The organism is Aquabacterium commune (genome assembly GCF_004362855.1).
GTDB classification, from domain to species: Bacteria; Pseudomonadota; Gammaproteobacteria; order Burkholderiales; family Burkholderiaceae_C; genus Aquabacterium; species Aquabacterium commune.
On record NZ_SNXW01000012.1, the window covers coordinates 1 to 14,210 of the forward strand.

Annotated in this window: 11 protein-coding genes and 2 pseudogenes; 7 read left to right on the forward strand and 6 right to left on the reverse strand. The window is 59.1% G+C overall.

All coding sequences use genetic code 11. The features are described 5' to 3' along the window. Window positions 1–165: 165 nt before the first annotated feature. The 4 genes and pseudogenes from EV672_RS16300 (at window position 166) to EV672_RS16315 (ending at window position 5,127) form a co-directional block, all read left to right on the forward strand. Window positions 166–3,132, forward strand: coding sequence for a Tn3 family transposase (locus EV672_RS16300; protein WP_046983514.1), 2,967 nt, complete (start codon window positions 166–168; stop codon window positions 3,130–3,132). 33 nt (window positions 3,133–3,165) lie between these two features. After that, window positions 3,166–3,627, forward strand: a pseudogene (locus EV672_RS16305) (efflux RND transporter permease subunit); the annotation flags it as partial. Window positions 3,628–3,652: 25 nt separating this feature from the next. Beyond that, window positions 3,653–4,000, forward strand: a complete 348-nt coding sequence (locus EV672_RS16310) for a hypothetical protein (protein ID WP_133611061.1) — start codon at window positions 3,653–3,655, stop codon at window positions 3,998–4,000. Between the two features lie 62 nt (window positions 4,001–4,062). After that, window positions 4,063–5,127, forward strand: a complete 1,065-nt coding sequence (locus EV672_RS16315) for a DMT family transporter (RefSeq protein WP_133611062.1) — start codon at window positions 4,063–4,065, stop codon at window positions 5,125–5,127. 2 nt (window positions 5,128–5,129) lie between these two features. On the opposite strand, the pseudogene EV672_RS16320 reads toward EV672_RS16315, so the two are convergent. The 6 genes and pseudogenes from EV672_RS16320 to EV672_RS16345 all read right to left on the reverse strand — a co-directional run bounded on the left by EV672_RS16320 (window position 5,130) and on the right by EV672_RS16345 (window position 10,852). Then, window positions 5,130–5,455: pseudogene (locus tag EV672_RS16320) on the reverse strand (YnfA family protein). Continuing rightward, on the reverse strand, window positions 5,421–7,781 hold the full coding sequence (locus tag EV672_RS16325; RefSeq protein WP_208110793.1) for a heavy metal translocating P-type ATPase: 2,361 nt from the start codon (window positions 7,779–7,781) through the stop codon (window positions 5,421–5,423). Before EV672_RS16325 ends, EV672_RS16320 begins: the two are co-directional and overlap by 35 nt. Before the next feature lie 94 nt (window positions 7,782–7,875). Further along, window positions 7,876–8,151, reverse strand: a complete 276-nt coding sequence (locus tag EV672_RS16330; RefSeq protein WP_133611063.1) for a DUF2933 domain-containing protein — start codon at window positions 8,149–8,151, stop codon at window positions 7,876–7,878. Window positions 8,152–8,186: 35 nt separating this feature from the next. Continuing rightward, on the reverse strand, window positions 8,187–8,540 hold the full coding sequence (locus tag EV672_RS16335; RefSeq protein WP_133611064.1) for a hypothetical protein: 354 nt from the start codon (window positions 8,538–8,540) through the stop codon (window positions 8,187–8,189). Window positions 8,541–8,750: 210 nt separating this feature from the next. Next, a complete protein-coding gene (locus EV672_RS16340) occupies window positions 8,751–10,166 on the reverse strand; it encodes a heavy metal sensor histidine kinase (protein ID WP_208110794.1) in 1,416 nt (471 codons plus the stop codon). Beyond that, the gene (locus EV672_RS16345) at window positions 10,163–10,852 is read right to left on the reverse strand and encodes a heavy metal response regulator transcription factor (RefSeq protein ID WP_125244139.1); all 690 of its coding nucleotides are present in this window, start codon (window positions 10,850–10,852) and stop codon (window positions 10,163–10,165) included. The genes EV672_RS16340 and EV672_RS16345 overlap by 4 nt, the downstream gene beginning before the upstream one ends. 150 nt (window positions 10,853–11,002) lie before the next feature. On the opposite strand from EV672_RS16345, the gene EV672_RS16350 reads away from it, so the two are divergent. From EV672_RS16350 to EV672_RS16360, 3 genes are read left to right on the forward strand one after another with little or no spacing between them, the layout of a single operon-like run. Next, on the forward strand, window positions 11,003–11,332 hold the full coding sequence (locus EV672_RS16350) for a hypothetical protein (RefSeq protein WP_133611065.1): 330 nt from the start codon (window positions 11,003–11,005) through the stop codon (window positions 11,330–11,332). Next, window positions 11,329–12,759, forward strand: coding sequence for a TolC family protein (locus EV672_RS16355; protein ID WP_133611066.1), 1,431 nt, complete (start codon window positions 11,329–11,331; stop codon window positions 12,757–12,759). The genes EV672_RS16350 and EV672_RS16355 overlap by 4 nt, the downstream gene beginning before the upstream one ends. A 14-nt stretch (window positions 12,760–12,773) precedes the next feature. Further along, complete coding sequence (locus EV672_RS16360; RefSeq protein WP_133611067.1) at window positions 12,774–14,186, forward strand: multicopper oxidase family protein; 1,413 nt, start codon at window positions 12,774–12,776, stop codon at window positions 14,184–14,186. The last annotated feature ends 24 nt before the right edge of the window (window positions 14,187–14,210 follow it).

Below are 14,210 nucleotides of genomic sequence, written 5' to 3' on the forward strand. Positions count from 1 at the left end.
GGTGACGATGACTTCTGATATTTGGTTATCAGGAGCTGACTGCACTCCGGGCGTTACGTCCAGTTAATTGGTGCAGTCGTCTTCTGAAAATGACATTTCGCGTGTCACGTCGGTGGTCTGGTGCGGCCTCTCACAATCCCTCGTTTTCAAGAAGAAGGAGACTGCATGCCACGCCGTTCGATTCTGTCCGCCGCCGAGCGGGCAAGCCTACTATTGCCACCCGACACCGAAGATGAACTCATCCGGCACTATGCCTTCGGTGAAACCGACCTGTCGCTGATTCGCCAGCGGCGCGGCGACGCCAATCGGCTGGGCGTCGCCGCGCAGTTGTGCTTGCTGCGCCTCCCCGGTCAAGGCTTGCTGCCCGATGCCTCCATGCCAATGTCCCTGCTGCAATGGATCGGACGACAACTGCGCATCGACCCATCGTGCTGGCCGCAGTATGCAGAGAGGGAAGAAACCCGGCGCGAGCATCTGCTTGAGCTGCGTGCATATTTGGGCGTGGAGCCATTCGGCTTGGCGCACTACCGGCAGGCCGTCCATGCCACCACCGAATTGGCATTGCAGACGGACAAGGGCATCGTGTTGGCTGTCAGTGTCCTCGACACGCTGCGCCACCGGCACATCATCATCCCGGCGCTGGATGTCATTGAGCGTGTCTGCGCCGAGGCCATTACCCGCGCCAACCGGCGCATCTACGAAGCCCTGTCCGAATCACTGGCGGACACGCATCGCCGCCGACTCGACGATCTGCTGAAACGCCGAGACAACGGCAAGACGACCTGGCTGGCCTGGCTGCGACAGTCGCCTGTCAAACCGAACTCCCGCCACATGCTTGAACACATCGAACGCCTCAAAGCCTGGCAGGCGCTCGACCTGCCTACCGGCATCGAGCGGCTGGTTCACCAGAATCGGCTTCTCAAGATAGCCCGCGAGGGTGGACAGATGACGCCCGCCGACCTGGCCAAGTTCGAGCCGCAACGGCGCTACGCCACCCTCGTGGCGCTGGCCATCGAGGGCATGGCCACCGTCACCGACGAAATCATCGACCTGCACGACCGTATCCTGGGCAAGCTGTTCAACGCCGCCAAAAACAAGCATCAGCAGCAGTTCCAGGCATCGGGCAAAGCCATCAACGCCAAGGTGCGCCTGTACGGGCGCATCGGCCAGGCGCTGATCGACGCCAAACAATTGGGCGGCGACCCATTCGCCGCCATCGAGGCCGTCATGTCCTGGGATGCCTTCGCCGAAAGTGTCACCGAGGCGCAAAAGCTCGCGCAGCCCGATGACTTCGATTTCCTGCACCGCATCGGCGAGAGTTACGCCACCTTGCGCCGCTACGCGCCGGAATTCCTCGACGTGCTCAAGCTGCGGGCCGCGCCCGCAGCCAAGGACGTTCTCGACGCCATTGAGGTGCTGCGCGGCATGAACACCGACAATGCCCGCAAGGTGCCCGCCGATGCGCCGACCGGCTTCATCAAGCCGCGCTGGCAGAAACTGGTGATGACCGATGCCGGTATAGACCGGCGCTACTACGAACTATGCGCGCTGTCCGAGTTGAAGAACTCCCTGCGCTCGGGCGACATCTGGGTGCAAGGGTCACGCCAATTCAAGGACTTCGAGGACTACCTGGTGCCGCCCGAGAAGTTCGCCAGCCTCAAGCAGTCCAGCGAGTTGCCGTTGGCCGTGGCCACCGATTGCGACCAGTACCTGAGCGAGCGCTTGGAGCTGCTGGATGCGCAGCTCGCCACGGTCAACCGCATGGCGGCGACGAACGATCTGCCGGACGCCATCATCACGGAGTCGGGCTTGAAGATCACGCCGCTGGATGCGGCGGTGCCCGACACCGCGCAGGCGTTGATCGACCAAACGGCCATGATCCTGCCGCACGTCAAGATCACCGAACTGCTGCTCGAAGTCGATGAATGGACAGGCTTCACCCGGCACTTTGCGCACCTGAAATCGGGCGAGTTGGCCAAGGACAAGAACCTATTGCTGACCACGATCCTGGCCGACGCGATCAACCTGGGCCTGACCAAGATGGCCGAGTCGTGCCCTGGCACGACCTACGCCAAGCTCGCCTGGCTGCAAGCCTGGCATACCCGCGACGAAACCTACGGGGCGGCGCTGGCCGAATTGGTCAACGCCCAGTTCCAGCATCCGTTCGCCGGGCATTGGGGCGACGGCACCACGTCATCGTCGGACGGCCAGAATTTCCGAACCGGCAGCAAGGCCGAGAGCACGGGGCACATCAACCCGAAGTACGGCAGCAGCCCAGGACGGACGTTCTACACCCACATCTCCGACCAGTACGCGCCGTTCCACACCAAGGTGGTCAATGTCGGTGTGCGCGACTCGACCTATGTGCTCGACGGCCTGCTGTACCACGAGTCCGACTTGCGTATCGAGGAGCACTACACCGACACGGCGGGCTTCACCGATCACGTTTTTGCGCTGATGCATCTGCTGGGCTTTCGATTCGCACCTCGCATCCGCGACTTGGGCGACATCAAGCTCTACATCCCCAAGGGCGAAACCGTCTATGACGCCCTCAAGCCGATGATTGGCGGCACGCTCAACATCAAGCATGTCCGCGCCCATTGGGACGAAATCCTGCGACTGGCCACCTCGATCAAGCAGGGCACCGTCACGGCCTCGCTGATGCTGCGCAAGCTCGGCAGCTACCCACGCCAAAACGGCCTGGCCGTGGCACTGCGCGAGCTGGGCCGCATCGAGCGCACGCTGTTCATCCTGGACTGGCTGCAAAGCGTCGAACTGCGTCGTCGCGTGCATGCCGGGTTGAACAAGGGCGAAGCGCGCAACGCGCTGGCCAGGGCGGTGTTCTTCAACCGGCTGGGCGAAATCCGCGACCGCAGTTTCGAGCAGCAGCGCTATCGGGCCAGTGGACTCAACCTGGTGACGGCGGCTGTCGTGTTGTGGAACACAGTCTACCTGGAGCGCGCAGCGCATGCCTTGCGTGGCAACGGCCATGCCGTCGATGAGGCGCTGTTGCAGTACCTGTCGCCGCTGGGCTGGGAACACATCAACTTGACCGGCGATTACCTCTGGCGCAGCAGCGCCAAGGTAGACGCGGGCAAGTTCAGGCCACTACGTCCGTTCTCCGGGTCTTAGCGTACGATTTTTTCCGTTTTCTGAAGCGACCCCCTGTTGCTCTTTGCCATGTTTGGCAACGTCAAGGATGGTTTGCTGGTGTTCACCGGTGTGCCCTTTGCGCTGACGGGCGGTGTGGCGGCGCTGTGGCTGCGGGACATTCCCTTGTCGATCTCGGCAGGGCTGGGTTTCATCGCATTGTCGGGTGTGGCCGTGCTCAATGGCTTGGTGATGATTGCCTACATCCGAAGCCTGCGCGAAGGCGGCATGACCCTGGAGCCAGCGATCAGAGAAGGGGCCCTGACACGCCTGAGGCCTGTGCTCATGACCGCGCTGGTGGCCAGCCTGGGCTTTGTGCCTATGGCGGTAGCCATTGGCACGGGCGCCGAGGTGCAGCGGCCGTTGGCCACCGTGGTCATCGGCGGCATCCTGTCATCGACTGTATTGACCCTGTTCGTGCTGCCGCTGCTCTACCGATGGACGCATCGCACAGATGATTTTTCCCCTGCGAACTGATTGCCTCAACCCAAAGGAGTTCATCATGCTGAAACTGAAAATAGCACTGGTCGTTGTGTTTGCGGCCTTGACCACCGCCTGCACGACGGGGCCGCAGGTATCGAGCAACGCCTACTCGCAAGGTTGGCGGCGAGCGCAGGTTGTGGCCATCGAAAAGGATCAGTTGGCGGTGCGATCAAGCAAGGAAGATTGCCGAATGGCATTGGGTGCTGAGGCGGGCAAAACCCGGTTTGCCGTGGCTTCCTATAGCTATGGCGGCAATCCCAACCTGAGGGCAAAGCGCATCGTGGCGATACCCAACGATGTCGATGTCGAGGTGGGCGATTGGGTTGAGGTCAGCATCACCGACTGCCGTCTGGCGCTTAGAAAATAAACTCTGGAAGCAAAGGCCCTTGAGTCACGACATCCTTCCTTCCTGCCTGAACCTGCTCACCCATGATCCAAAAGTTGCTCTCTCATCGACATGTCGGCGTGATGTCCGCGTTGTTGGCCGCATTGTTGTTCGGTGTGAGCGCGCCGCTTGCTAAGGTTCTGCTCGCTCAGACCAGCCCATGGCTGCTGGCGGCGCTGTTGTACCTGGGTTCCGGAATGGGTTTGTGGGTGGTGCGTCGCATCCAGCGTGTACCTCCGGTGACCCTGGCCTGGCGCGAATGGGGGTGGTTGGCAGGCGCCATCGTGACGGGCGGCATCGCAGCGCCTGTCTTGTTGATGACCGGGCTTGCGGGCATGTCCGCGTCTCAATCGTCCTTGCTGCTCAATGCGGAGAGTGTGCTGACTGCCGTGCTGGCCTGGGTGGTGTTCAAGGAGAACGTGGACCGACGCATCGTGCTGGGCATGGCTGCCATCGTGGCCGGTGCCTTGGTGCTGAGTTGGCCAGGTGCTGCTGAGCACGTAGCCACTTCGACACTCTGGCCATCTTTGGCGGTGCTGGGGGCATGTTTGGGCTGGGCGGTGGACAACAACCTGACGCGCAAAGTCGCCTTGAACGACGCCGGCTTCATTGCCATGGCCAAAGGATTGAGCGCAGGCAGCAGCAATCTGGTTTTGGCCGTGGCGCTGGGCGCGGGGTGGCCCGGTTGGGAGACCACTTTGTCTGCGGGCTTACTCGGGTTTCTCAGCTACGGCGCCAGCCTGACCTTGTTCGTCCTGGCGCTGCGGCATCTGGGTGCGTCGCGCACAGGGGCCTACTTTTCCGTTGCACCGTTCTTTGGCGCGCTGGTGTCTGTGCTGCTTCTCCACGAGCCTGTCACGGTTCAGTTGCTGGTCGCCGCGGCCTTGATGGCTTGGGGTGTCTGGCTGCACTTGTCGGAGGACCATGCTCACGAGCATTCGCATGAGGCCCTGGAACACGCGCATGAGCACGTTCACGATGCGCACCATCAACATGAGCACGCTGGCCCTGTCGTGCTGGGTGTGCCGCACAAGCACCTTCATCGCCATTTGCCTATGAGCCACAGCCACGCGCATTTCCCGGATGCGCACCATCGACACGGCCACTGAGGTCAGGACGACGTTGGCTGAAACGCAATGAAGGCCTTCCCTGCCAGCGCCATGCAGGCCCAGACCGCTGTCCCAGCGGCTTGGGGTGATGCCATCCACTTGCCACAGTCACGCCAAGGCCCCAAAAATGTAGACACCACCACAGACCGCGTAGGTACGCCCGGCCGCCGTGGGGTGCAGCGTCGGCAGCCACGGAGAACAAACTCAGCGCTGTCGCAGCAGGCAGCAGGAGCCACATGGACTTGCCCTGCTGGAGTACCAGCGCAGGCAGGTAGACCAGGATTTCAAGTACGTCACTTTTTCTTGAAGCGCTGTAGCCGCAGGGCATTGCCAATCACCGACACGGAGCTCAGACTCATGGCCAGAGCCGCAATCAATGGGGACAGTAGCCACCCGGTCAGGGGATACAGCAAACCCGCTGCGATGGGAATGCCCAAGGCGTTGTAGAAGAACGCGAAAGCCAGGTTTTGCTTCATGTTGGCCACGGTCGCCATGGATAGCATGCGCGCCGTGGCAATCCCTCTAAGGTCGCCTTTGACCAGGGTGATCTGGGCGCTGTTCATGGCCACATCTGTACCCGTTCCCATCGCGACACCCACATCCGCGCGAGCGAGCGCGGGTGCATCGTTGATACCGTCGCCCGCCATGGCCACCACGCACCCCTCTTTCTGCAGGCGCTCGACCAGCAAGAGTTTGTCTGCGGGCTTGACCTCGCCATGAACCTCATCGATACCCAACCTTGCGCCGACCGCTTTTGCTGTGGTCTGTCCGTCGCCTGTGGCCATCACTATCCGAATACCTGCCTCCCTAAGGACGGTCAGTGCCTCAGGAGTGCTTGATTTGATGGGGTCAGAGACAGCCAGTAAGCCGGCAATCTGGCCATTGACAGCCAGGTACATGACGCTGGCGCCCTCCGCGCGCAACGCTTCTGCCTGCGGCACAAGTTTCTCTACGGGAGCCCCGATCTGTTGCATGAGGGTGGTGTTGCCCAGCGCCAAGCGATGGCCATCTACCTCCCCTTGTACGCCAATGCCTGTGCCAGATTCAAAATTGATCGGCTTGCCCAAGAGCAAGCCCTGTTCGCGAGCTGCTCGCACGATGGCATCGGCAAGTGGATGCTCGCTACCCTGATCGAGGCTAGCTGCCAACCTCAATACTTCGGTGGCGTCCCAGCCAGGCGCTGCCACTGCGCGGTCGTAGGCTGGCTTGCCTTCTGTGAGCGTACCCGTCTTGTCCACGATCAACGCGTTGACCTGACGCATGCGTTCGATGGCTGCAGCATCCCTGAACAAGACACCTTGAGTGGCCCCCTTTCCGGTGGCCACCATGATGGACATGGGTGTTGCCAGACCTAGCGCACAAGGGCAGGCGATGATCAGCACAGATACCGCATTGATCAGGCCGTACACCCAGCTCGGATCTGGCCCCAAGAAACCCCAGCCGAAGAAAGTCAGCACGGCAATGCTGATCACAGCAATCACGAAGTAACCGGCTACAACATCGGCCATGCGCTGCATGGGAGCCTTGGAGCGCTGCGCCTGGGCCACTAACTGCACTATCTGCGACAGCATGGTCTCCGATCCAATACGCTCCGAGCGAATGATCAGCGCGCCGTTGGTATTGATCGTCGCGCCTATGACCTTGTCGCCCGATCGCTTGCTCACGGGAATGGGCTCACCAGTCAGCATGGATTCGTCCAAGGCACTCGTGCCTTCCTCCACGACGCCGTCCACAGGAACCTTCTCTCCGGGTCTCACGCGCAAGCGGTCTCCGACGTGCACATGGGTCAACGGGATGTCTTCTTCGGTCCCGTCAGGCTTTAACCTCCGGGCTGTCTTGGGCGCCAAACCCAAGAGCGATTTGATGGCCGCGGATGTTTGAGAGCGCGCCTTCAGTTCAAGCAACTGCCCAAGCAGCGTCAGCGAAATGATCACTGCAGCGGCTTCAAAGTAAACCGCCACACGCCCCATCGCCATGAAAGAAGCAGGAAAGGCCTGCGGCGCCGCGGTGGCCACGACGCTGTACCAGTACGCCGCACCGGTGCCCAGGCCTATCAATGTCCACATGTTGGGGCTGCGATGCACCACCGATAGCCAGCCCCGGTAGAAGAATGGCCAACCCCCCCATAGGACGATGGGTGTGGCCAGGGCCAACTCGACCCAGCTTTGGACGGTCATGTCCATCAGCCCCAGGTTGTGTCCGAACATTGCCAGCACAAACACCATGGCGGTCAGTGGCAGCGTCCACCAAAAGCGCTGCTGAAAGTCACGCAACTCGGGGTTGTCGTCATCGAGGCTGGGAAGCAAGGGCTCCAGGGTCATGCCGCACTTGGGGCAGTTGCCCGGGTGGTCTTGACGAACCTCCGGGTGCATCGGGCAGGTATAGGTGGCGCCTGTGAGCTGCTCTGAGGCGGGTAGCTGAGGAGGTGTTGCTCCAGCCTGCTTCCCCTCGTTCGGCAAGGCGAACCGAGCTGGGCTTGAGAGGAACTTGGCCTTGCAGTGTTCGCTACAGAAGAAGAACATCTTGCCTGCGTAGCGCTCAGTCAGTGCCGATTGCTGCTTGATCGTCATGCCGCAAACCGGATCCTTGACTTCGTCGCCATGCAATGCGGCGCTATCGCTGGGTGAGTGGCGATGGCTGTGATTTTCGTTCACGGGCGCACTCCAGTTGTGATTTCAAAAAGCGCGGCAGGACCTTTGGTGTGATCGAAGCATGGGCCTTGTAGGCCAAGCTCATGTTGCATACCCTTCATCGGGTTGCTTTGCCAGAATCTGCCGTGTCCTGTGGCGTGCCAGACCCATGCTTTTGCCCTCCGTGACCGCCATGTCCATGTCCGAACAGATGCATCAGTGGGCATGCCAATAACAGCAGATACGGCAGTTTGCCCACGACATGCGACCAGTGCTCTCGCAATACGAAGAACGCCAAAATGACGCCAACCATGATCAACGCTACGCCGACCGGGGACCTCAGAAACGATGGGCGTCCAGTGCTGCTTTGGTGAGGGTGGTGTACGTTTGTCATTTGCGCTCCGTGTATTTCGAGTGTTTACGTGAGAGTTACTTTTTTGTGCCGGATGCGGGGCCCATGCCCATGCCGTCCTTCATCATTGGACAGTCGCCTTCCTTCATGGCTTTCATGTGCTCATTCATGGCGCCCTGGCGCTTCTTGAAGTCTCGGATCTTCATGATTCGCTGGATTTCGGCGTGGTGCTTTTCCATGTGGGCGTGCATGCCCATTGACTCGCTCATGGCCGACGAAGTCGATGCGCTTGGGGCAACAACTGACGCGGATGCCGACGCCGCAGGGTGATGTGCCGAGTGATCTTCTGCCTTTGATTGTGCAAAGGCCATTCCGTTCAGTGCCAAAAAAACCAGGGCTGCGGCAGAGAAGTTGCGTTGATTGACGATCATGCTGACTCCAGTATTCGCTAGGCGAACGGTTGTGGTGAGTTCAGCTTAGTGGCAGCACCTTTCATGCAGGTGAGTCAGAGATTACAGGTTTGTTATCTTGGTGTCATTGAGGCCATTAACGCCAGCCAGCTTGATCTAGATCAATGGCAGAGGGCGCGCATTGCGCGGCACCGGGTGCCTGGATGCCAATTCCACAACAGAATGAGCATGTCAGGCGTGGGTCGGGTTCGCCCTGTCGCCCACCGGGAAACTCAGCGTGAAGCAGGTGCGCCCATGCTTTGAGGTGACGGCGACTTTTCCGCTGTGGGCTTCGACAATCGCACGGGTGATGGACAGACCCAGTCCTGCGCCGTCGCTGGATGGGTGAGCCCGAGCGGGGTCTGCACGGAAGAATCGATCGAACAACCTTGGTAAAACCTTGGGGTCGATGTCTTCGCCCGAATTGGCAACAGCCACCTCGATATAGGGCTCTGCTTTTCGCACGGAGATGCAAACGTCTCCGCTGCTCGGTGTGTGGCGAAGGGCATTTGACAGCAGATTGCTGACGGCCCTCCTGAACATCAGCCTGTCACCTGTGATCAGGTCATCGCCCACAACGTTGATGCGGATAAATTTTTCTTCCGCGACGGCATCGTAAAACTCTACGAGTTTCTGGATTTCTGATGACGCTTGAAAATGCTCCTTTTGAGGTATGGCAAAGCTGCGTTCAGTCTTGGCCAGAAAAAGCATGTCTGACACCATTCTGGCCAAGCGCTGAAACTCCTCGACGTTAGATGCCAGGGTATCTCGATAGGTCTCCGTGTCACGTTGCGATGACAGGACAACCTGTGTTTGCGTCATCAAGTTGCTGATAGGTGTGCGCAGTTCATGCGCCAGATCAGAGGAGAAATCTGACAAACGCTGAAAATCACTTTGCAGCCTGTCCAACATGCTGTTGAGTTCCTTTGCCAGATCGGCCATCTCAATGGGAACTGAGCCGACAGGCATCCGCTCGTCAAGTTGCCTCCCGGAAACTGTCGCAGCACGCGATTTCATCGCCCTCAACGGAGCAAGACCCTGGTGGGCAGCAAACCAACTGAGCATGCCGCTGGCGATCATCGCAAGTACCGTGTAAATCGCCAAGGTTCGGCCGAGTTGGGCGATGAATTCGTCGTGGTGTTTCGTGTCAATGGCCACAACAACGTCAAGGGCGTTGGTGGGGTCGTATCCAGGGCTTTGCTGCATGCGAAGCGCCCGGTATTCCCGCCCTTGACTCTGCCACCTTTGAGTCACCTGCTCGTCAGGCTGGCTCAGCCCCGGCGCCACTTGCCCAGGCGGAGAAAACCGATCTGAACTATAGAGTGTTGATCCGTCAATGCCTTTGGCAGAGATGTACATGCCGTGGTGGTGATTCAAGGCCTCGCTCAATCTTTTGCGGGCGTCATCTTGAGAGCGCGACTTCGTTAGGATGTCCTTGATGAGGAGTTGCTTGTCACTGAGGGTGAAGCGGTCCAAATCGATGAAATGCTGGTCTGCAGCGTACATAAGCAGGCTGCCCAAGCCCAGCACAATGCACACGGACGTCAAGGTGAAGAACAATGTCAAGCGAGCGGTCAGTGACAACGCCTTCAGTCGTTCGATCTTCACTGTGCAGACCTTCCAGGCTCTTCGAGAACGTACCCCATTCCTCGTACTGTTTGAATCAACTTGATGTTTTGGCCTTCGTCGATTTTGACCCTCAGCCGCCGAATGGCCACCTCGATCACGTTTGTATCGCTGTCGAAGTTCATGTCCCACACTTGCGATGCGATGAGAGAACGCGGCAGCACCTCACCTTGTCGCCGCATCAGTAGCTCCAGAAGACCGAACTCTTTGGCCGTCAAGTCGATCCTCACGCCACCTCTGGTCACGCGTCGTCGCAAGAGATCCATCTCAAGATCAGCAACGCACAACGTTGGGCCGTCACCATGCTGCCGCCCCCTGCGCAGGATGATTCGAACCCGCGCCAGCAACTCCGCGAACGAGAACGGTTTGATGAGGTAATCATCGGCGCCCAACTCCAGCCCTTTGACACGATCCTCGACTTGATCGCGGGCTGTCAAAAATAAGACAGGCATTTCCAGGCCCTGCTGACGCAAGGTGCTCAGCACTTGCCACCCGTTGAGACCTGGCAGCATGACGTCCAGGATCACCAGATCGTGCGCACCGTGTTTGGCGAGGTGAATCCCGTCGGGGCCGTTGGTCGCCAGATCGACAACAAACCCTGCTTCGCTGAGCCCTTGGCGCAGGTACTCCCCGGTCTTTGGTTCGTCTTCTACGATCAAGATGCGCACGGTGATCTCCAGTTCCTGCCAGCGCATGAGTTTGCCGCCATTCTGACGTGCGTTTCGCAGATGACAAAACTGTCATCTGCGAAACAGGTTCTCGACAGGCTGACCTGAGCACAATGGCAGCTTGAAATCACAGCTTGCCAAGAGGAAGACATGCTATTGGCCCAATCGTCCTATGTTGTTCGCCCCGCACTGGGTCTGGTGCTGTTAGCCATGGGGGGGCTGACCCAAGCCCAGCAGCCTGCCAGTGCTGAACCAATCGCGCCACCTGAATTCATGGTGACCTACCGATCCCCTATTGGCAGCTACCAGGGCTTTTCCGATCCGGTTCTCGCGGCCTGGAAAGAGTCCAACGACTTGGTCGGTCGCATTGGTGGTTGGCGAGCTTACGCACGAGAGTCGCGTGGTGGTCCCAACATCAAACCGAGCAGCGAGTCTGAACGCGATGATCCGCACGCAGGTCATGGGGAGAGCCGTCGATGAAAAGGCTGTTCAATCGAGTACCGCTGAGAGCGGGTGTCGCTGCGATCGGTTTGGGTGTTCTCTCGGGTTGTGCGAGCATCGACATTGGTCAATCGGTCAAGCGCATCAACGACGAAACCTCGGGCTTCACGCAGGGGAATCTGTCGCTGGCGACGAACGATTCTGAAAAGACAAAGCTCCGCGGACGAGCCCACTCTCTGTTGGAAAAGCCTTTGAGCCAGTCGCAAGCAGTGGAGTTGGCGTTGGTCAATAGTCCTTCCATGCAAGCCCTGCTGGCGCAGAGTTGGGCTGAAGCAGCTCGGACGGCTCAGTCAGGCCGCATCGCCAATCCGGTGTTCAGTTTTGAGCGCTTGCGCGCTGGCGATGAGCTGGAGTTGGGGCGCGCTTTGTCCTTTGGCTTGCTTGATCTCATCTCTCTACCTTGGCGACAGAGTGCTGCCAGCCGACGAATTGAACAAGCACAGGTAAAGCTGGCTGCAGACGTTGTGGACCAAGTGACCTTGGTCCGCCAGGCATGGGTCCGTGCCGTGGCCGCTCAACAGACGCTCAAGTACGCCGAACAAGTCTATGAGGCATCGCAAGCAAGCGCAGAACTGGCGCAGCGCATGCAAGCGGTCGGCAACTTCAACCGTGTTTCGCGCGCCAGGCAGCAGGCCTTCTATGCCGATGCAGCAACCAGGCTGGCCTCTGCAAGCCATCTGAATACGGCGGCCAGAGAGGAGTTGGTGCGTCTGCTTGGTTTGAACGATGCCCAAGTCGATCAGTTGAGGCTTCCAGATCGTCTCCCCGACCTGCCCAAGGAACCAGTGAATCCGAAGGCATTCAGTGCGCAGGCGTCTCAATCCCGACTGGACATTCGCTTGGCCCAGAGTAATTTCGATGCGTATGCCAAGGCTCAGGGTCTTGAACTGGTGAACTCGTTTACCGACATCGAGTTGACCGCGCGCAGGAACACCAAATTTGATAACGCAGCGGGAACAAGTTCTTCCGCCAGAGGTTATGAGTTGGCCTTGCGGCTGCCAATTTTTGACTGGGGTGGCATGCAGCGCGACGCCTTCAATGCGCGAACTTTGGCGGCAGCCAATCAGCTTGAAGCTGTCACTCGCTCAGCAGGCTCCAATTTGCGAGAGAGCTATTCGGCATATCGAGCTGCTCACGACGTCGCCAGGCATTACAGAGACGAGGTTCTGCCTCTGCGCAAAGTCATCTCGGATGAGAACCAGCTTCGCTACAACGGCATGCTCATCGGTGTATTCGAGCTGCTGGCCGACTACCGGGATCAAGTGGAAACGGTTATTGCTGCCATTGATGCTGAACAACAGTTCTGGTTGGCCGACGCCGCGATGCAGGCATCTCTGATCGGGCGCCCCACCAGTACCACCTTGTCCGTCGGCGGCGCAGCTCCCAGCGCCGGTGGCGGCCACTGATCAAAGGAACAAAGATGTCGTCAAGAAGAGATTTTTTCAGAATGGCTGGCATTGCGGGTGGTGCCGTGGCAGCCAGTGCCGTCAGCCGTGTGGCCATGGCCGCATTGCCTGAGCCGGTGATTCAGACCAGTTCGGACACCATGGCTCCTCTCGTTCCTGAAACAGGGCGTTCTTACAACCCTGTGGTGACCTTGAATGGCTGGACTTTGCCTTGGCGGATGAACCAAGGCGTCAAGGAGTTCCATTTGGTTGCCGAGCCAGTGGTGAGAGAGATGGCGCCAGGCTTCAAGGCGCACCTGTGGGGGTACAACGGGCAAAGCCCGGGGCCCACCATTGAGGTGGTTGAAGGCGACCGTGTTCGGCTTTATGTCACCAATCGGTTGCCTGAGCACACGAGCATCCATTGGCATGGACAGCGGCTGCCCAACGGCATGGACGGTGTGGCCGGTTTGAATCAGCCCGCCATTCCTGTGGGGAAGACCTACGTATACGAGTTCGTGGCACGTCGTCCAGGAACGTTCATGTATCACCCCCATGCCGATGAAATGACCCAGATGGCCATGGGCATGATGGGGTTTTGGGTCACGCACCCGAAGAACAAGAACCCGTTGATCGATGAGGTCAACAGAGACTTCTGCTTCTTGCTCAATGCTTTTGACATCGATCCGGGCAGTTACACCCCCAAGACGACGACCATGCTTGAATTCAATCTGTGGGCGTGGAACAGCCGCATCTTTCCCGGGGTCGACTCGCTCAACGTTCGACTTAACGACAAAGTGCGCATCCGGGTTGGCAATCTCACGATGACGAACCACCCCATCCATTTGCATGGACATGAATTCTTGGTGACAGGCACCGATGGTGGCCCGACGCCGAAGAGCACTCGCTGGTACGAGGTGACCACCGACGTTGCCGTTGGGCAAATGCGGCAGATCGAGTTTTTGGCCGATGAGGAGGGGGACTGGGCTTTTCACTGCCACAAGAGCCATCACACCATGAACGCCATGGGGCATGACGTTCCAAATCTGATTGGTGTGGATCACCGTGGCGTTGCCAAAAAGATCAAGGGCCTTTTGCCTGAGTACATGGTCATGGGCGAGCGTGGGATGGCCGACATGACCGAGATGGAAATGCCGATACCTGACAACACGGTACCCATGATGACTGGCGAAGGGCCTTTTGGCTCGGTCGAGATGGGCGGCATGTTCAGTGTGCTCAAGGTTCGCAAGAACCAAAAGCATGGCGATTACAAGGACCCTGGTTGGTTCAAGCATCCTGCAGGCACCGTGGCACATGAATATACCGGCCCCTTGAGTGAGCCTGCCAGATTCAAGTCTGAAGGTGGGCAATCTATGCCCCGGGCCAAGAAGCCTGACAAGGCTGTCGAGGTGCGAGCCCGCAAGCCGACGTCTCACAGCGATCACTGATTCTCAACCTCTTGATACGGATTT

Excerpts from the sequence above, each read along its gene's own strand:
- EV672_RS16300 (WP_046983514.1), top strand. The coding sequence starts at position 166 with ATGCCACGCCGTTCGATTCTGTCCGCCGCCGAGCGGGCAAGCCTACTA.
- EV672_RS16310 (WP_133611061.1), top strand. The coding sequence starts at position 3,653 with ATGCTGAAACTGAAAATAGCACTGGTCGTTGTGTTTGCGGCCTTGACC.
- EV672_RS16315 (WP_133611062.1), top strand. The coding sequence starts at position 4,063 with ATGATCCAAAAGTTGCTCTCTCATCGACATGTCGGCGTGATGTCCGCG.
- EV672_RS16330 (WP_133611063.1), bottom strand. The coding sequence starts at position 8,151 with ATGACAAACGTACACCACCCTCACCAAAGCAGCACTGGACGCCCATCG.
- EV672_RS16335 (WP_133611064.1), bottom strand. The coding sequence starts at position 8,540 with ATGATCGTCAATCAACGCAACTTCTCTGCCGCAGCCCTGGTTTTTTTG.
- EV672_RS16350 (WP_133611065.1), top strand. The coding sequence starts at position 11,003 with ATGCTATTGGCCCAATCGTCCTATGTTGTTCGCCCCGCACTGGGTCTG.
- EV672_RS16355 (WP_133611066.1), top strand. The coding sequence starts at position 11,329 with ATGAAAAGGCTGTTCAATCGAGTACCGCTGAGAGCGGGTGTCGCTGCG.
- EV672_RS16360 (WP_133611067.1), top strand. The coding sequence starts at position 12,774 with ATGTCGTCAAGAAGAGATTTTTTCAGAATGGCTGGCATTGCGGGTGGT.